Here is an 18,490-nt window from a genome sequence, read left to right as displayed (position 1 = left end):
AGCCGGCGATCGGAGCGATCTCGGTCGGCCAGTTCCGCTACCTCGCCGAACTGGGCCTGCGCTGCTCGGGATTCCTCGGGCACAGCTTCGGGGAGCTCACCGCGCTGTGGGCCGCGGGCGCCCTCGACGACGCGGACTTCTTCCGCCTCGCCCGCGCCCGCGGCGAGGCGATGGCCCCGCCCGCCGAGGACCCCGACCACGACCCGGGCACCATGGCCGCCGTCCAGGCCACCCGGGAGCAGGTCATCGACATCCTCCGCGCCTTCCCGAACGTGGTGATCTGCAATCACAACGCGCCGGACCAGGTGGTCGTCGGCGGGGACACCCAGGCGGTCGGCGAGGTCGTCCAGGAGTGCAAGCAGCGGCAGCTGGGCGCCCGGCTGCTGCCCGTCTCCGCGGCCTTCCACACCTCCCACGTGGCGCATGCCGTCGAGGCGTTCGGACACGCCGTCTCCTCGGCGCGGATCGGCGAGCCGCGGCAGCCGGTCTACGCCAACACCGCGGGTGTCCGGTACGGGCCGGACGTCGAGGCGAACAGGCGTGCGCTGACCGAGCAGCTCCTCCAGCCGGTCGAGTTCGTCCAGGCCCTCGAAGCCATCCGCGCGGACGGCTGCAACGTGTTCGTCGAGTTCGGCCCCAAGCAGGTGCTGACCGCGCTGGCCAGGCGGACCCTCGAGGCCGCCGGCATCGTCGCGGTCCCGACCGACGCCGGCCCGCTCGGTGACAGCGATGTCGCATTGAAGCAGGCCGCCGTCCAGCTCGCGGTTCTCGGCGCGCCGATCAGCGGGGTCAACCGGCACGACGCCCCCGCCTGGGTCGCGCCGAAACCCCGGGGCATGGCCGTGACCCTGAACGGGGCGGACTACGTGCCGGAATCCCGCCGTGCCGCCTACCAGGCCGCGCTCAACGACGGTTTCCGGGCGTCGACCGTCACCCCGGCCGTCACCAGCACCAACGGGGTCGGCGGGGTCGGCGGTGACAACGTCGGCAGTGACAACGGCTTCGGCCTCGGCGCGGGGATCGACGCGGACATCACGGACGCCCACCAGGCCGCTCAGCAGGTTCCGGTGGACGCGGCGGTGCCGAGTGACCTGCCGACCCCTGACCTGTCGGTCCTCTCCGCCGACCATGCCGCACCATCGGCGGCCGCACCATCAACAGCCGCATCATCGACGGCCACGTCGCTGGCGACCGTACAGCCGGCGACAGCGTGGCCGCCAGCCGCCGGCGTCGCCGAACCACCGGCGGCCTACGCCCACAGCGTTGATGCCGGGGAGGACGTCGGCCTCGACGACGTGGTCGCGCAGCATGTGGCGCTGCACTCCCGGTATCTGGAAAGCCAGTTGCAGGTCACCGAAGGACTGGTGGAGATCCTGCACCAGCAGCAGCCCGGTGTGGACGCGGGCGGCGGGGCCTGGCTCGCGCGGGCGGTCGAGAGCGTGAAGGACCAGAGCCTGGCGATCGGGCAGGCGCACATCCGCGCCAACGAGATCCTCTCGTCGCTGGCCGAGATCGAGCGCGGCGGGCACCGCTCCCCGACGGTCAACGGCTACCCAGCACCAGCACCAGCGGACTTCGGCCCGTCCGCTCCGCCGCTGCCGGCCCTGCCGGAACAGCCACGCCGGACGGAAATCGCCGCGGCGCCGTCTCCGGCTCCGGCCTCCGCGCCGACGCCGGTCCCGGCCTTCGCCCCAGCCTCCGCACCGGTGTCGGCTCCCGCACCGGTGCCGGTTCCGGTGCCGTCGGCCGAAGCGGCCCCGGTCTCGGCGGCGCCCGCACCGACTCCGGCGGACGCCGCGCCGCCCGCTCCCACCGACGCCGCTGTGTCCGCTGGTTCGGTGGATGCGGGGTTGTTGCGGTCGGCGTTGGTGGGTGTGGTGGCGGAGCGGACGGGTTATCCGCCGGAGATGATTGACACCGGGATGGATCTGGAAGCGGATCTGGGTGTTGACTCGATCAAGCGGGTGCAGATTCTGGGGGCGGTGCAGGAGCGTTTTCCTCAGGTGCCGAGTGTGGGTCCGGAGTTGTTGGGTGAGCTGCGGACGCTGGAGCACATCATCGATTTCCTGGTGAGTGCCGCCGCACCTGCCCCGACCGGGGCGGCCGCCACGGCGGCGCCTGCGGCCCCGTCCGCCGAGGAGCAGGCCCCGCCCGTCGAGCAGGTCGCGCGGCACCCCGTCGAACTCGTCGGACTGCCCCCGGTCGACAGGATCGAACAGCCCTACCCGGCTGGCCCGGTAGCCGTCGTCGTCCACCCCGCAGAGCAGGCGGGCGAGACGTTCGCGGCGGGTCTTGAGGAGGCCGGCTGGACGGTGACGCGGGTGGGCCTGCCAGCCCCGGGCGGGGACGGGACGTCCGACCTGGCCGGCTGGGACGGCGAGGCCGTCGAGCGCCGGCTCTCCGAGGCACTCACCGACGCTCTGGGCACGACCGGCAGGATCGACCTCTTCCTCACCGTTCTCGGGGGGAGCGACACCAGGGATCACAGTGTCCGGCAGGACACCACCGAGGACCGCGGTGTCCGGCAGCTTGCCGACGCCGTGCTGGTGGCCAAGCATGCCAGCGTGCCGCTGGCCACGGCCGCCCGCTCCGGTGACCGCGCCGCCTTCGTGACCGTCACCCGCCTCGACGGCGGTCTCGGTCACCGCGGCGGGCGCGGGGCTGCCGAGGCGCTGCTCGGCGGGGTCGGCGGTGTGGTCAAGACGCTCGCCCACGAGGAACCGTCGATCTTCTGCCGCGCGCTCGACATCGACCCTGAGCTCGGCGGCGACGACGCGCTCGCCGTCCTGCTGGACGAGATCGCGGACGCGGCCACGGACACCCTCGAGGTGGGGGTCGACGCCGCCCGCCGCAGGTGGACCGTGATCCCCGCGCCGTACGGGTCGCCGCGGGCGTCCACCGCGGTGGCCACCGGCGCCACTGTCGCTCCCGTGGCCGGCACGGGCGCGGCGGCGACCGATGCGGTCCCGTCGGCGTCCACGGTCGGCGCGGGTGACGTGCTCGTGGTGACGGGCGGGGCGCGGGGGGTCACGGCATCCTGCGTGCGGGTGCTCGGTGAGCACAGCCAGGTGGAGTTTCTGCTGCTCGGGCGCACGGCGCTTGCCGCGGAGCCCGACTGGGCCGCGGGTGTGGCCGACGCCGACCTCAAGCGCGCGGCGATCGCCGCCCTGGGGGCCGGTGGCGGCAGGCCGCCGACGCCACGGCAGGTCGACGCCGTCCTGCGTGACATCCAGGCCCAGCGTGAGATCCGCGCGACGCTCGACGCCCTGGCCGGCAGCGGATCCGCCACGGCGGCCAGCTACCTGCAGGTGGACGTCGGCGACGCCGCCGCCGTGCGGGACGCGCTCGCGGCGCACCGTGACCGGATCATGGGTGTGGTCCACGGCGCGGGAACCCTTGCGGACGGGCTCGTGCGCACCAAGACAGCAGACGACGTCCGACGGGTCTTCACCCCGAAGCTCGCCGGTCTGCGCAACGTCCTGGACGCGCTCGACGGCGCGCCGATCCGCCACGTCGTCCTGTTCACTTCGGTGGCCGGGCTGTTCGGCAACGCCGGCCAGGCCGACTACGCCGCCGCGAACGAGGCGCTGTGCCGGGTCGCGGCCAGCCTGAAGCGGGAGCATCCCGAGCGTCACGTCACCGCCATCGACTGGGGCGCCTGGGATGGCGGGATGGTCGCCGCCGACCTGCGGGAGCTCTTCCACGCCCGCGGTGTCGAACTGCTGGCGCCGGCGACGGGCGCGCGGCTGTTCGTGGAGCAGTTCGGCGCCGAGCGCGTCGACGACGTGTGCGTGCTGGTCGGCCAGCGCAAGGCGCTCACCGACGGTACCGGCCGGGCCTTCACGGCCCGCCGCGAGCTGACCGGCATCGAGGACACCGAGGTGCTCCAGGCGCACCGCATCGACGCCTCCCCGGTCCTGCCCGCCACGTTCGGGCTCGGCTGGCTGGTCAACGTGCTCGAACGCGCCCACCCGGGGCTCCAGGTGATCGAAGTCAGCGGGTTCGAGGTGCACAAGGGGATCGTGTTCGACGGCGCGCACAGCCGTGCGTACCAGGTCGAGGTGCCCCTGGCCGAAGCTCGGGACGGCCGGCTGACGGTGCGGGCCGCCGTCCGTGCCGCCGTCGGCGGTACCGGCAGCGGTGCTGGCAGTGCTGCCGGCAGCGGCAGCGCCCTGCCCGTCTCGCACTATGTCGGCACGTTCGTGCTGGCCGAGGCCCCGCCCGCCGCGCCGGTCGCGCCGGGCAGACCGGGCGAGGCGGTGGGCAGCGGTCCCGAGGACGGCGTGGAGATCTACACCGGGGGCACCCTGTTCCACGGCCCGGCCCTGCAGGGCATCCGCCGTATCCTGCAGCGCAGCGATGACCGGGTCGTCCTGGAGTGCCGGCTGGCCGACCAGGTCGTCGCCGACGGGGCGTTCACCGGCGCGCTGCACAGCCCGGTGCTCGCCGACATCCTCCTGCACGGGCCGTCGGTGCTGGGCCGGTGGCTGACGGGCCTGGCCTGCCTGCCGCTGGCCGTCGGGCGCTGGGAGTACTTCGCCCCGCTGCCAGACGGGGAACCGTTCGTCGTCGTCCTGGACGACGTCCGGCGCGCCGCGTCCTCCATCACGGTCACGGTGACCGCCAGTGACCCCGGCGGACGCGTGCTACAGCGCCTGCGCGACGTGTCGATGATCGGGACCCCCGACATGGCCGCGAAGTTCGCCGCGGCCGTGCGGTGGTGGCTGCCGGGGGAGGGGGCGTGACCGTGCGACCGCTGACGCACCCCGGCTCCGTCCGTCTCGAACGGGCCGGTTCGACCAGACCGACGGAGGACAGGCGATGACAGCGGAGCAGGTGGCGTCCCAGGTGGTGGACGTCGACGCCCTGGAGATCGACGCCTTGGAGTTCGACGGCGAGCCCTTCGACCCCACCCGGTGGTCGGCCGACACCATTCGGGCCGACGCGCCGCCGCAGCCGCGGCCGTCGGCGGCCGGGCACGGCGGGGCTGGCTCGGCTGGCCCGATCGGCGCGTCTGATCTGCCGTCCGGGCTGGCCGGCAGGGACGCGGACGGGACCGGCTTCGTCCGCCGGCCGTCACCCTCCACCGGTTCTCCGTCGGTGCCCGCCGGTGGGCCGGAACCGGCCGAACTGGCGGCCTCGATCGCCCGGCAGGTACGGGCGGTTGTCGTGGCCGCGCACGCCAGCGCCCTGCGGGCCCAGGCGAGCGTGCAGAACCGGGTGCTCGCGGCGCTCGCGGCGTCCGGACAGCCGGCGAGTCCGGCGAACCCGGCAGGATCGGCGAGCCTGGTGAGCCCGGCGGACAACGCTGTCCGACCGGCGGGCGGGCTGTCCCCGGCCGCCCCGACGCCTGGCATTTCGGCGGGCTCGGCGCGCCCACGGCCTGTGGGCCCGGCGCCCGCTCCGGCGGTGCCCGGCGCCCCGGCGGGGCCGGTCCGGGCGGCCCTGCCCGTTGCCCGGGAGGGTGGTGTCCCGCGGGGCGCCCAGCAGGGCCTCCAACGGGATGACGCGGCCGCCCCGGCCCCGGCCGTCACCGAGGTGTTCGAGGTGGTCGACGGGCGACCGAGCGTGTTGTCGCGGCCGTCCGTGGCACCGGCGCCCACTCGGGTGTCCACGGAGGCGGCGTTCAAACCGCTCGCGCGCAGCGACAGGAACCGGCTGGACGCCGCCGATCTCACCCGTCTCGCCGAGGGGTCGATCGCGAGCGTGTTCGGCGACGCCTACGACCAGGACGGCGCCAACCCGTCGATCCGCCTGGCGCTGCCGCGGGCCGGGATTCCCGGGCTGCTGCTGAACTGGGTGGACGGCCTGGACGTGCGCGGCGGCGCCTGGGGCCACGGAGCGCTGCGCGCCGGGCTGCGGTCGGGAGCCGTGGCCGCTGGCCTCCCGGCGCAGGCCGGACCGGACCAGGGCGTCCAGGCACAGGGTGTCCAGGCACAGGGCACGCCGGCGGGGGAGCGGGCCGTGCTCCTCGCCGAGGCGGCCGCGCAGGCCGCCGAGGTGTTCGCCCTGTACCTGGGTCTGCACCTGGGCTTCGCCGACGCCACCTTCGCCCGCGGTGTGCCGGGCGGGCCCGACGCGCCGGGCGAGCCGGACCGCTACCAGGTCGAGCTTTTCGGGCCGACGCCGGACGCCGATGTCGAGCTGGCCCTGGAGGTCACCGGCGTCGACCTCGTCCCGCGGCCGTGGCTGTCCGTCGACGCCGAGTTCCGTGTCGGTGGCGAGATCGTCGCCAGGGTGCGGGGGGTGACACTGGGTGTCCAGGAGAAGCCGGGCGTCCCGATCGGCCCGCAGGCCGGCGGCACCGTGGCGCGTTTCCTCGGGCGCCGGAACAGCCTTGGTGAACCGGTGATGCTCAACGAGTTCCACATGGCCCACTGCTCCCAGGGCGATCCGGGCATCGCCCTGGGGCCGGAGTTCTCCCGTTACCGCGGCATCCGGGCGACCCGGCTGCCCGACGGCGGCCTGCGCCTGGTCGACCGGATCGTCGCCGTCCAGGGGGAGCGGGGGAAGCGGGAGAGCCTGCGCGGGGGTGCCACCCACCAGACCGAGTACGACTCGCCCGCCGACTCCTGGTACTACCAGGACACGGCCAACGCGTCGATGCCGAACTGCGTCTACATGGAGACCTCGCTGCAGTCGGCGCTCGTCCTCGGCTACTACCTGGGCGCCACCCTCACCGACCTGGGTGGGGAGCACAGCCTGCGCAACCTCGGCGGCACCGCCACGCTGCTGCGCGAGGTGGACCTGCGGAACAGGACCCTCCGGCAGCACTCGACCCTGCTGTCCACCACCCCCATGCCCGGGTCGGTGCTGCAGGAGTTCTCCTACCGGTTCTCCGTGGACGGCGAGCCCGTCTACGAGGGCGAGTCGATGTTCGGCTACTTCAACGAGGCGGCGCTGGCCAGGCAGAGTGGGCTCGACGCCGGCCGGCTCGTGCCGACCTGGCTGGACGAGCAGCAGCCCCGCCCGCCGGTGCGGACCATCGACGTGGCCGCCCGCCGGGCCGACCCGTCGGCGCCGCTGTGCTCGCGAGGCCATCTCGCGCTGCTCGACGACGTCGAGGTCGTCGACGGTGGCGGCCGGTACGGGCAGGGCTACCTGCGGGCGGCCCGCCCCATCGACCCGCACGACTGGTTCTTCGCCCGCCACTTCGTCCTGGACCCGGTCATCCCCGGCTCGCTCGGGGTGGAGGCGGTGATCCAGGCGATCCAGGAGTGGCTCGTCGACGGCGGCCACACGGCGGGCTTTGCCCGGCCCGGGTTCGTGCTGCCGGTCGGGCTGCCGATGACGTGGAAGTACCGCGGCCAGTTCCTGTCGACGGACAGCGAGACCACCCTCGAGGTGCACGTCAAGTCCCTCGAGCGGCGGCCCGGCCGGGTGCGGGTGGTGGCGGACGCGAGCGTGTGGAAGCCGACCATGCGCATCTACGAACTGACCGATGTCGCCGTCGAACTACGCGACGAAGGAGCCCCGCCATGGTGACCGCCCAGGCCGGCCCGGCCGCGCCCAGCCGGCCGGCGGACGCCGGCCACACCACCGCCGGCCGTACCGCCGGCCGCCCCACCGGCCACAGCGCCGGTCGTGCCACCGGTCTCGCGCGCGGCGCGGACGAGATCTACGACGTGCTCGCGACCCTGGAGCGGCCCGCCTTCGTCGTCCGGGACGCCCAGGGGATCGCGGCCACCAACGACGAGCGGCTGCTCGGCCCGGGCACGCAGGTGCTCGCGGCGGTGCCGCTGGCGCCGCCCGAGCGGCTGGGATCGCCGGACTTCCCCCGCGACCACGGCGTGCGCCACCCGTACATGGCCGGGGCGATGGCCAACGGGATCGCGTCGGCGGAACTGGTCGTGGCGCTGGCCGGGGCGGGCTTCCTGGCCTCCTTCGGCGCGGCCGGGGTGCTGCCGGCCCGCGTCGACGAGGCGCTGGTGACGATCAGCCGGCGGGTGCCCGCCGGCGCGGGGTTCGCCTGCAACCTCATCCACAGCCCGAACGAGCTGGCCATGGAACGGGACGTGGTCGACCTGTGCCTGCGCCACCAGGTGCGCTGTGTCGAGGCGTCGGCGTTCCTCGACCTGACCCCGCAGGTGGTGCGCTACCGGCTGGCCGGGCTGTCCCGGGCGGACTCCGGCCAGGTGCGGGCCGGCAACCGGCTGGTCGCCAAGATCTCCCGGGTCGAGGTGGCCGAACGCTTCCTGCGCCCGGCACCCGAACCGATCGTCCGCGGGCTGCTCGACGCAGGCCTGGTCACCGCCGAGCAGGCCGAGCTGGCCCGGGGGGTGTCGGTGGCGGACGACATCACCGTCGAGGCCGACTCCGGCGGCCACACCGACCGCCGGCCGCTGACCGTCCTGCTCCCCGAGATCATTGCTCTGCGTGATCGGATACGGCGTGAGCTGGCCCAGCCGGGTCACCCCTGGCAGGTCCGGGTCGGCGCGGCCGGCGGGATCGGGACGCCGGCCGCCGCCGCGGCGGCGTTCGCGCTCGGCGCGGCCTACGTGGTGACCGGGTCGGTTAACCAGGCGTCGGTGGAGGCGTCCCAGTCGCCGGCGACGAAGCGGCTGCTGGCCGGCGCGGGCACGGCCGACTGCGCCATGGCCCCGTCCGCGGACATGTTCGAGATGGGCGTCGAGGTCCAGGTTTTGCAACGCGGGACGATGTTCGCGAGCCGGGCCCGGCGGCTGTACGAGGTCTACCGGGCCCACGACGGCATCGAGGCGATCCCGGCTGCCGAGCGGGACGCCCTGGAACGCAAGATTTTTCTGCGGCCGTTGGACGACGTCTGGGCGGACACCGTGCGGTTCTTCACCGAGCGTGACCCCGACCAGATCGCCCGTGCGGCCGACAACCCGAAGCGGCGGATGGCGCTGGTCTTCCGCTGGTACCTCGGCCTGTCCTCGGGCTGGAGCATCGCGGGGGAGCCGAGCCGGGCCACGGACTACCAGATCTGGTGCGGGCCGGCGATGGGCGCGTTCAACACCTGGGTCGCCGGCACCTACCTGGCCCCCGTGGAGAACAGGCGGGTGGCCGACATCGCCGCGCAGATCATGCGCGGTGCCGCCTTCAGCAGCCGGGTCAGCCACCTGCGGTCCGCGGGGGTGCGGCTGCCCGCGCGCTGCGCCACCTACATCCCGTCCCTTATCCCGTCCCCGCCGCGGACCGGCGTGGCAGCGGGGCTCGACCGGTGGGAGCAATCATGACAGTGACTCTGTCCAGGCAGGCGGACGGCACGGATGCCAGGACGACCCGGGACGCATCCTGGCTGGTCTGCGGCGGATGCCGATCGATCATCTACGCGAAGAGGTTCGTCCGGTCCCTGCGGGTCTGCCCGGAGTGCGGCTGGCACGCCCCGCTGACCGCCGTCGAGCGGCTCACGACACTGCTGGATCCCGGGTCCGTGGCGCTGGTGGACACGGTCGTCGCCGACAGTGACCCGCTGGGGTTCGTCGACAGCCGTCCCTATGTCGACCGGCTGCGCGACGCGCGGGCCGCCACCGGCCTGGCCGAGGCGGTCGTGAGCGCCCGCGGCCGCATCGACGGCAACCCGGTGGTCGTGGCGGCCATGGACTTCCGGTTCATGGGGGGCAGCCTCGGCGCCGCGGTCGGTGAGGCCGTCACCCAGACGGCCGAGATCGCGCTGCGGGAACGCACGCCGCTGCTGCTGGTGACCGCCTCCGGCGGGGCGCGCATGCAGGAGGGCGTGCTGTCCCTGATGCAGATGGCCAAGACCAGCCAGGCCCTCGGGCAGCTCGACGAGGCGGGGATCCTCACCCTGGCACTGATCACCGACCCGACCTTCGGCGGGGTGGCCGCGTCCTTCGCGACGCTGCCGGACATCATCATCGCCGAGCCGGGCGCGCGGCTGGGGTTCGCCGGGCCGCGGGTGATCCAGCAGACCATCCGGCAGACCCTGCCGCCGGGGTTCCAGACCGCGGAGTTCCTGCTGCGGCACGGTGTCGTCGACATGATCCGGCCGCGGGCCGAGCTGCGCGCCACCCTGGCCCGGCTGCTGACCGTGGGCAGCCGCCGGGCGGCGCGCACGGCCGTGCCCGCGCCGCGGTCCGCGCCGCTCCGGCCGCCGGTGTCACGATCGTCGGCGTCACGATCATCGGCGTCGCAGCCGCCCGTGCCACAGCCGTTCGTCTCGCAGTTGCCGGCGGGCGGCGCGCTGGTCGTCGACCCGGAGCGGCTGCCCGCGCGGGAGCAGTGGGAGTCGGTGCGGCTGGCCCGCCGGCTCGGCCGGCCGACGACCCTGGACTACATCGCCCTGATGATCGAGGACTGGGCGGAGCTGCACGGGGACCGCATGGCCGCGGACTGCCCGGCGATGGTCTGCGGGCTCGGCCGGCTGGAGGGCACGCCGGTCGTCGTGATCGGCACGCAGAAGGGGCGCAGCGCGGCCGAGCTGTCCGCGCGCAACTACGGGATGCCGTCGCCGGCCGGCTACCGCAAGGCCGCCCGGGCGATGCGGCTGGCCGCCAAGCTCGGGCTGCCGGTGGTCACCCTCATCGACACCGCGGGCGCCTTCCCCGGCATCGACGCCGAGCAGAACGGGCAGTCGGTCGCGATCGCCGAGAACCTGCGGCTGATGGCGGGCCTGCCTGTCCCGGTGGTGGCGGTGGTGACCGGCGAGGGCGGCAGCGGCGGCGCGCTCGCCCTCGCGATCGCCGACCGCGTCCTGATGTGCGCCAACGCCGTCTACTCGGTGATCAGTCCGGAAGGATGCGCCGCGATCCTGTGGAAGGACGCGGCCGCCGGGCCGAAGGCCGCGGCGGCGCTGCGGGTGGACGCCCGCGAACTGCTGCGCGGCGGGATCGTCGACGGTGTGGTGCCCGAGCCCGAGGCGGGCGCGGACAGCGACCACCTGCTCGCGGCACACGCCCTGCGCGACGCGCTGACCAGCACGCTGGCGCAGCTGCTGCCGCGGGACCAGATGACCCTCGTCACCGGGCGCCGGGCTCGGTTCCGCCGCTTCGGCGCCGACACGCTCACCACGCTCGACGACGACCGCGACATCGACCATGAGCTCGACGACGATCTTGATCGTGACTTCGGCCGGGCCGGTGTCGGCGGCCACGGTGTCGATGACGACCGGGACGGTCGTGACCAGCGTGACCTCGACCGGGACGATCTTGATGAGAAGGAAAGTGCCTGATGAGTCCTGTCCAGGTCAACGGGGTTCCGCAGGTGCGCACGGCGGTGCCCGGCGCCGGTGAGCTCGACGAGATCATGACGGTGCTCCGCGATCATCTGCTCACCCTGAGCGCGCAGACGTCCCGGGTGCCCAGCCGGGTGCGGGCGGCGGCCGGCGAGGTCTTCATCGAGATCGCCTGGCCGGACGCGGTGCCGCCGGCATCCACCGAACTGGTCGCACCGGCAGCGCCGCCGGTGTCGGCCGCCACGGCGTCGGTTCCGGCCACGGCGTCGCCACGGCCGGAACCGACGACCCGTGGCGGGCCGGCCCAGCCGCCGGCCGCCGCGGACGCCGACGCGCACATCCTGCGGGCCGCCACCGTGGGCGTGTTCTATCGGGCCCCCGAGCCCGGGGCCAAGCCGTTCGTCACCGAGGGTGATCTGATCACCCGCGGTCAGCAGGTGGCGATCATCGAGGCGATGAAGCTGATGATCCCGGTGGAGGCGGACGCGTCCGGCCGGGTGCTGGAGATCCTGGTGGACGACGGCACCCCGGTCGAACACGGCCAGCCCCTGCTGACGGTGACCACCGGCGACGCGGACCGGGCGGGCCCGGGCCGATGATCAAAAAAGTGTTGATCGCCAACCGCGGCGAGATCGCGCTGCGGGTCGCCCGCACCTGCCGTGAGCTCGGGCTGGCCACGGTGGCGGTCCACTCCGCCGCCGACCGTGACTCGGCGGTCGTCCGGTTCGCCGACGAGTCGGTGCAGATCGGTCCCGGCCCGGCCAAGGCCAGCTACCTCAACATCCCCGCCGTCATCGAGGCGGCGCGCGGCTGGGGCGCCGACGCCATCCACCCCGGCTACGGGTTCCTCTCGGAGAACCCGGACTTCGCCGAGGTGTGCGAGGAGGAGGGCATCACCTTCGTCGGCCCACCGGCATCGGTGATGAGCCGTCTCGGCGACAAGGCCAGCGCCCGTTCGATCATGTCGGACGCGGGGCTGCCGCTCCTGCCGGGCAGCCGGGACGCGCTCGAGCACGCCGACGAGGCCGCGGAGTTCGCCGCCGGGATCGGGTACCCGGTCATCATCAAGGCGGTGGCCGGCGGCGGCGGGCGCGGGATGAGCGTGGTGCACGAGCCCGACGCGTTCCTGCGGGCCTACAGCCAGACCCGCGCCAGCGCCCAGACGGTGTTCCGGGACGGCCGGCTGTACGTGGAGCGCTACCTGGCCTCCGCGCGGCACGTTGAGGTGCAGGTCCTCGCCGACGCCCATGGCAACGTCGTCCACCTGGGCGCGCGCGACTGCTCGTTGCAGCGCCGGCACCAGAAGCTCGTGGAGGAGACCCCCGCGCCGCGGCTGCCCGCACAGACCGTGGAGCGGATGTGCGAGGCGGCCGTCCGGGGGGCGCGGGCGGCCGGGTACGTGGGAGCGGGCACGTTCGAGTTCCTGGTGGACGGCGACGGCCGGTTCTACTTCATGGAGGTCAACTGCCGCCTCCAGGTGGAGCACCCGGTCACCGAGATGGTCACCGGGACGGACCTGGTCCGCGAGCAGCTGCGGGTCGCCGCCGGTGAGCCGCTCGGCTTCGAGCAGGCCGACGTCGTCCCGCGCGGGGTGGCGATCGAGTGCCGGATCAACGCCGAGGACCCGGCGGCCGGTTTCGTGCCCACCCCGGGGGTGGTCAGCGAGTTCGCGCTGCCCGGCGGCCCGCTCGTCCGCGTCGACACCCACGTCTACGCCGGCTATCAGGTCCCCGCGCTGTACGACTCGCTGCTGGCCAAGCTCGTCGTCTGGGCGCCCGACCGGGAGCAGGCGCTGGCGCGGATGGACCGGGCGCTCGACGAGCTGCGGCTACGTGGCCCGCACGTGGTGACCACCGCCGCGTTCCTGCGCGAGGTCCTGGACCATCCCCGTTTCCGCCAGGCCGAGCACGACACCTCGCTCATCAACGAGCTGACGGGCTGAGGCCGGCAGCGGTCCTCGGTATCCGCGGCGGTTTGTGAACGTCTCCAGGGAGGAGATCCGGTGAACGCGCTCTGGGCCGCGGTGAGCACCAACGCCCGTCCTCGGACGGTGCTGCACCTGCCGTCCGAGGGACGGTCCGTACCCGTCACGCGCCTGCTGGCCGACGCCGAGCGGACGGCGACACTGATCGCCGGCCAGCGCCGCGTCGGCATCCTGATGGCCAACGGCGAGCCCTGGCTGCGCGGGCTGATCGCGTGCTTCCGGGCCGGGGCCGCCGCGGTGCCCATCGCCCTGCCCGTGGCGTTCGGGGGCAGCGAGGGCTACCAGCGGCACCTGCGCCGCATCGTCGAGGACGCCGAGCTTGCGGCCCTGCTGGTGGACGAGCAGAGCGCGCGCCTGCTCGGCCGGCTCGCGGCACCGCCGGACGTCCGGCTGGTCGACATCACGCGGATGCCCGCGCCAGCCGGCCCAGCCGGGCTGGTCGGGCCGCCTGGGCAGATCGAGCCGGCCGGCCCGGCCGACGAGAACCCGGCCGACGAGTTCGCGGTGATCCAGTACACGTCCGGCAGCACCTCGGCGCCCAAGGGCGTCGCGCTGACCGCCGACAACGTCCTGGCCGGCCTGGCGGCCATCGACGGCGGCCTGGGCCTGACCGACGCCGACGAGATCGGCATCTGGTCGCCGCTGTTCCACGACATGAGCCTGTTCGGCACGCTCGCCCACCTGGCCAGAGGGTGCTCGGTCCATCTCTGGCGCACCACCGACTTCATCCGCGACACCCGCGGCTGGCTGGCCGCCGCGGCGGCGTCCGGCGCCACCGTGCTGCCCATGCCCAACTTCGCCTACCAGCGCCTGGTCGACGCGGTCGAGGCCGGCGGGGTTCCCGACGGGCTCGACCTGTCCGGCTGGCGGCTGGCCTGCAACGGCTCCGAGCCCGTGCAGTGGTCGACGCTGGAGGCGTTCAACCGGGTGTTCGGCCCCTGCGGGTTCCGGCCCGAGGCGATGCTGCCGTCCTACGGCATGGCCGAGGCCACGCTCGTCATCAGCCTGGCGGCACTGGGGGAGCGGCCGTGGCAGCTCAGCGTCGACCGGTTCGCCCTCGCGCCGGGCGACAGGGTCGTCCACGTCACCCCGGGTGCCGCGGGCGCCCGCCAGGTCGTCTCCTGCGGCTCGGCGGCGCCGGGCATCGCCGTCCGGGTCGACGCCGCGGCCTCCGGGCGGGTTGGCGAGGTCCAGGTCCGCGGCCCGGCCGTGATGAGCGGCTACCTCGGGCTGCCCGCCGAGCGGCAGCCCTTCACCGCCGACGGCTGGCTGCGCACCGGCGACCTCGGCTTCGAGGCCGAGGACGAGCTGTTCCTGGTCGGACGCGTCAAGGACATGGCGATCATCCGCGGCCAGAACTACTACGCCGAGGACGTCGAACAGATCGCGCGTCGCGTCCAGGGCTTCGACGTCCGGGTCTGCGCCGCCCTGCAGGCCGGGGACGGCGACGCCGAGCACATCGCGGTGCTCGTCGAGACGCCGCTCGCGGGCGCGGCGGCCACCGCCCTGGTGAACGCCGTCGAGGCGGCCATCGCCGCCGAACTCGGCCCCGCGGTGGCGTCCGTGCATCCCGTGCCCGTCCGCTCCATCCCGCGCACCAGCTCCGGCAAGGTGCGCCGCCACGCCGCCAGGGCCCTCTACCGGAGCACGGCAGAGGCCACCGGAAAGCCGTAAGGGCTGCCAGAAGACCCGTGAAGGACGCCTCATGAGTACGCGGACCGTCGAGGACGCGGTGGCCACCGCCCTGGCCAACCGGCTGCAGATGGACAAGGCCGACATCGACCTCGATCTCCCCATGCACCTGCTGCCGAGGATCGAGTCGGTGGTGATCCTCAGCGTGGTGGTGGATCTTGAGGATGTTCTGGGGGTGGCGATCCCCGACGACGTCCCGTTCGAGGCGGTCACCGCGCGTGATCTCGCCGCGCTCGTCCAGGAACTCATGTGACTCGTCAGGGGCCTCGGGTGAGCCGCCGCTTCGAGCCGACCCCGCCGGATCTGGCGGTCTTCGACACCACCCTCGCCGACGCGGCCACCGTGCTGCGCACCGACGAGGCCGGGGTCGCCGCCCTCGGCCTGCGGCAGGTCGACGGCCTGCTCGACTACACCGACGTCGCCAACGCGGGGCTGCACTCGGGCACCGGCGCCACCGTGCCCGAGCTGGCCAGGCGGCTGCTCATGCGGTTCGTGGCGGCCGAGCCCGACGACTGGTTCGCCCCCGCGGACTGGACGGTCGCGGTACACCGGGCGGCCAGCGGCGAGACCTTCCAGGTGGCGGTCCCGGACCTGGGTGCCGAGGGCGTCGAACTCCTGGCCGACGGCCCGACTGGCAGCTCGGCCGACGGCCCGGCCAGTGACCTGCCGCCGCCGGTCGTCACCGAGGGCCATCAGAGCAGTCCGTACCAGGTGCGCGTCCGGCTCGCCGGTGAGCGCTACGACGTCACCGACCGCCGGATCCGCGCGGCGTTCGACGACGTCATCGACGCCCTGGACACCGGCGCGGTGCGCTACCAGGCGATCGCCGAACCGCTGCGCGCCGACCACCGGCGGTCCTGGGAACTGGGCGTCGCCGACTGCGTCGTGGCGGGGCGGGTCCTCGCCGACCGGCTGCGGGCCGAGGGGTTCCGGGCGCGGGCCCGCCGCGGCTTCCTGCTCGGCCTCGTCGGCAACGACCACGGCTGGTGCGAGGTCCACCTCGACGGCCGGTGGCGCACCCTGGACCCGGTGTTCGCCCACCTCGCGGCCGAGCACGGCCGTGACGGCGGGGGGCAGTTCCGGGCGGCCTGCCGGGGCAGCCGGTTCAACCGTCTGCTGCCGTGCGCCGTGGCCGAGTCCGCCGCGCTGTTCCTGCGGCCGGCCGGCACGCCCGCCCCGGCGTGGGCCTTCGGCGCCGTGTCCGCACGCCTGCACCAGCTTCACCGGTTGCGTCGGCGCGCCGCCGTCACCTGAGCCCGAAACAGATGTCACCAGCCCGGACAGACGCCACCTGAGCCCCGAAGAGCCCTGAAAAGAGCCGAAGAGAGCGGTCATGAAGTCAGACGCGACGGCGGAGCCGGCCGGCAACTGGGCCGTCCCGCTCGGCGGGGACGCGCTGTTCACCTGGGACTACGACGCCGGCGCCGAACAGATGCTGAGCCTGTACTCCCGCGGCAAGCAGCGCCAGTGGGACGCCGAGACGCGGCTGGACTGGGGCCACGAGGTCGACCCGGACAACCCGCTCGGCCTGCCCGACACGTTCATCTGGATCGCTGGCACGCCGCTGTGGGAGCGCCTGCCGGAGGCGGAGCGGATCACCGTCCGCCGGCACCTGGCGGGCTGGCTCTACTCCCAGTTCCTGCACGGCGAGCAGGGCGCGCTGGTGTGCGCGGCGAAGGTCGTCCAGACCGTGCCGGACATCGCCTCGAAGTTCTACGCCGCCACCCAGGTGGTGGACGAGGCCAGGCACGTCGAGGCGTACCAGCGCATGCTGCATGACAAGATCAAGGTGCACTACCCGATCTCCGCCGGGCTGCGCGGCCTGCTCGAGACGACCATCGGTGACAGCCGCTGGGACATCACCTACCTCGGTATGCAGGTGATGATCGAGGGCCTGGCGCTGGCGTCGTTCAGCATCCAGCGGGACCGGATGCGCGACCCGCTGGCGCGGGCGCTCAACGCCTACGTGCTGCAGGACGAGGCGCGTCACGTCGCGTTCGGGCGGCTGGCCCTGCGTGACTACTACGGCCAGCTCAGCACCGCCGAACTGCGTGAGCGTGAGGATTTCGCGGTCGAGGCGTGCTGGGTGCTCAGGGACCGGTTCGCCGGCGAGGACATGTGGCGCAACCTCGACTACGGCGCCGACGAGTGCGTCGCGCTGGCCAACCGCTCACCCGGCCAGCGCGAGTTCCGCCGCCGGCTGTTCACCCGGATCGTCCCGACGTTGAAGGACATCAACCTGTTCGGACCCAGGATGCGGGAAGCCCTACGCGAGCTGGGTGTTCTCGGGTTCAGCCGGGTCGATGGAGCCGAGACCTCCGCCGAGGACGAGCGGATCGCCGACGACATCGCCGCGCTGGAGCTTGCCGTCCGGCAGCGGGAGGTGTCCGCGGCCGTGGCCCGCGGCGCCGGATCCGACGATGCCGGCAAGGACGATGCCGGCAAGGACGAGGAACGACCGAAATGACAGAACACACCGAACCGACCGCGTCCACCGAACTGGCTGAACCAGCCGAAACAAGTGAACCAGTCGAAACAAGTAAGACAGTCGAAAAATATGAGCCAGTCAAAACACATGAGCCAGCCGAAATGAGCGGACCAGCAGAAACAGGCGCGCAGGTCGAAACAGGCGCATCGGCCAGGACGGGTGAACCGGTCGAAATGACGGAGGCCACCGACCCGTACGTCCTGTCCACCGAAGCCGGCGCGCGGCTGTTGGCGGGCGCGCCGTGGAAGCGGATCGCGGTGATCGGCGACAGTATCTCGGCTGGCATTCGCGAGGCCGTGCCCGGCTACCAGGACCTGTCCTGGGTGGATCGGATCAGCGCCGCGCTGCGCCGCGTCCACCCCGACCTCGACGAGATCCGGCTGGCCAGGCGCGATCTGACGCTCACCGAGATCCGCCGGACGCAGTTGCGGCCAGCCCTGGACTTCCGGCCCGACCTGGTGTTCCTCTCCGGCGGCGGCAACGACTTCATCAGGCCGGGGTTCGACCCGGCCACCGTGCGCGCCGAGCTGACCGAGATCGTCTCCAGGGTCCGGGTGACCGGCGCCGACATCCTCACCATCGGGATGCTCGACATCAGCCGGGCGGGCATCGTCTCCGCGAAACACGCGGAGGCGATCGGCAGGGCGACCAGGATCGTCGCCCGGATCACGCGGGAGGTCGCCCGGGAACACGGCGCGATTTTCGTCTCGTTCACCGACCATCCGCTCTGCGCCGATGCCGGCATCTACTGCGGCGACAGGCTGCACCTCAACTGCCGCGGCCAGGCGTTCGAGGCCGCCGAGAAGATGCGCGCGCTCGCCGCCCACCTGGCCGCGAGGAGCGAAGCCGCATGACGGACCTGACGACGTCGCTGCCGCGGGGGCCGTTCGAGTGCGGCCCGGCCGCGTTCGCCGAGGCGGCCGCGGCCGTGGCCGGGCCGTCGGCCGCGCTGTACCGCCGGTTGCTGGTCGAGCAGGAGTCCGAGGCCACGCTGGTGGCCGCCCGCCGGGTGCTCGCCGCCTTCCTGCCGAACGGCATCGGCCCGGACGAGGACGAGGAGCCGGACGGGAGCCCGGGCGAGCGGGCGGACGGGCCGCCGGGCGCCGGGCCGCTGGACGAGGAGCGGGCGCTCGCCGAGCTGGCCGCCACCCGGGCGGCGATCGCGCGG

General features: G+C 73.7%; 11 protein-coding genes and 1 pseudogene. All 12 read left to right on the top strand.

Features of this window, described 5'->3' with window-relative positions; translation table 11 throughout:
* On the top strand, positions 1-4,745 hold a 4,745-nt coding region (locus CM1CMNOD_RS13285), incomplete at its 5' end, for an SDR family NAD(P)-dependent oxidoreductase (protein ID WP_131774011.1).
* A 76-nt stretch (positions 4,746-4,821) separates the two neighbouring features.
* Complete coding sequence (locus CM1CMNOD_RS13280; RefSeq protein ID WP_013874124.1) at positions 4,822-7,485, top strand: beta-ketoacyl synthase; 2,664 nt, start codon at positions 4,822-4,824, stop codon at positions 7,483-7,485.
* Positions 7,479-9,200: a PfaD family polyunsaturated fatty acid/polyketide biosynthesis protein gene (locus CM1CMNOD_RS13275; RefSeq protein WP_013874123.1), complete on the top strand. Its 1,722-nt coding sequence runs from the start codon at positions 7,479-7,481 to the stop codon at positions 9,198-9,200. The genes CM1CMNOD_RS13280 and CM1CMNOD_RS13275 overlap by 7 nt, the downstream gene beginning before the upstream one ends.
* Positions 9,197-11,155, top strand: a complete 1,959-nt coding sequence (gene accD, locus CM1CMNOD_RS13270) for an acetyl-CoA carboxylase, carboxyltransferase subunit beta (protein ID WP_013874122.1) — start codon at positions 9,197-9,199, stop codon at positions 11,153-11,155. Before CM1CMNOD_RS13275 ends, accD begins: the two co-directional genes overlap by 4 nt.
* Complete coding sequence (locus tag CM1CMNOD_RS13265; RefSeq protein ID WP_013874121.1) at positions 11,155-11,757, top strand: acetyl-CoA carboxylase biotin carboxyl carrier protein; 603 nt, start codon at positions 11,155-11,157, stop codon at positions 11,755-11,757. Before accD ends, CM1CMNOD_RS13265 begins: the two co-directional genes overlap by 1 nt.
* Entirely contained in the window at positions 11,754-13,100 is a 1,347-nt protein-coding gene (locus tag CM1CMNOD_RS13260; RefSeq protein WP_013874120.1) for an acetyl-CoA carboxylase biotin carboxylase subunit, read from the top strand. Before CM1CMNOD_RS13265 ends, CM1CMNOD_RS13260 begins: the two co-directional genes overlap by 4 nt.
* A gap of 60 nt (positions 13,101-13,160) precedes the next feature.
* Positions 13,161-14,816 (top strand): AMP-binding protein, encoded by a 1,656-nt coding sequence (locus CM1CMNOD_RS13255; protein ID WP_013874119.1) that lies wholly within the window; start codon positions 13,161-13,163, stop codon positions 14,814-14,816.
* Positions 14,817-14,847: 31 nt separating this feature from the next.
* Positions 14,848-15,087, top strand: coding sequence for an acyl carrier protein (locus CM1CMNOD_RS13250; RefSeq protein WP_013874118.1), 240 nt, complete (start codon positions 14,848-14,850; stop codon positions 15,085-15,087).
* 17 nt (positions 15,088-15,104) lie between these two features.
* Complete coding sequence (locus CM1CMNOD_RS13245) at positions 15,105-16,088, top strand: transglutaminase domain-containing protein (RefSeq protein ID WP_131772612.1); 984 nt, start codon at positions 15,105-15,107, stop codon at positions 16,086-16,088.
* Between the two features lie 79 nt (positions 16,089-16,167).
* Positions 16,168-17,301: a ferritin-like domain-containing protein gene (locus tag CM1CMNOD_RS13240; protein WP_013874116.1), complete on the top strand. Its 1,134-nt coding sequence runs from the start codon at positions 16,168-16,170 to the stop codon at positions 17,299-17,301.
* Between the two features lie 122 nt (positions 17,302-17,423).
* A complete protein-coding gene (locus tag CM1CMNOD_RS13235) occupies positions 17,424-18,176 on the top strand; it encodes an SGNH/GDSL hydrolase family protein (RefSeq protein WP_202797626.1) in 753 nt (250 codons plus the stop codon).
* A pseudogene (locus CM1CMNOD_RS13230) lies at positions 18,173-18,490 on the top strand (iron-containing redox enzyme family protein); the annotation flags it as partial. The gene CM1CMNOD_RS13235 and the pseudogene CM1CMNOD_RS13230, both read left to right, overlap by 4 nt.

It is taken from the genome of Protofrankia symbiont of Coriaria myrtifolia, from assembly GCF_900634755.1.
Lineage (GTDB): Bacteria > Actinomycetota > Actinomycetes > Frankiales > Frankiaceae > Protofrankia > Protofrankia coriariae.
The sequence above is the reverse complement of the archived record's forward strand: the minus strand, read 5'-3'. Positions and strand labels throughout refer to the sequence as shown.

Bases quoted from the DNA above. Each gene is read 5' to 3' on its own strand.
- CM1CMNOD_RS13280 (WP_013874124.1), top strand. From the start codon at position 4,822: ATGACAGCGGAGCAGGTGGCGTCCCAGGTGGTGGACGTCGACGCCCTG.
- CM1CMNOD_RS13275 (WP_013874123.1), top strand. From the start codon at position 7,479: ATGGTGACCGCCCAGGCCGGCCCGGCCGCGCCCAGCCGGCCGGCGGAC.
- accD (WP_013874122.1), top strand. From the start codon at position 9,197: ATGACAGTGACTCTGTCCAGGCAGGCGGACGGCACGGATGCCAGGACG.
- CM1CMNOD_RS13265 (WP_013874121.1), top strand. From the start codon at position 11,155: ATGAGTCCTGTCCAGGTCAACGGGGTTCCGCAGGTGCGCACGGCGGTG.
- CM1CMNOD_RS13260 (WP_013874120.1), top strand. From the start codon at position 11,754: ATGATCAAAAAAGTGTTGATCGCCAACCGCGGCGAGATCGCGCTGCGG.
- CM1CMNOD_RS13250 (WP_013874118.1), top strand. From the start codon at position 14,848: ATGAGTACGCGGACCGTCGAGGACGCGGTGGCCACCGCCCTGGCCAAC.
- CM1CMNOD_RS13240 (WP_013874116.1), top strand. From the start codon at position 16,168: ATGAAGTCAGACGCGACGGCGGAGCCGGCCGGCAACTGGGCCGTCCCG.
- CM1CMNOD_RS13235 (WP_202797626.1), top strand. From the start codon at position 17,424: ATGAGCGGACCAGCAGAAACAGGCGCGCAGGTCGAAACAGGCGCATCG.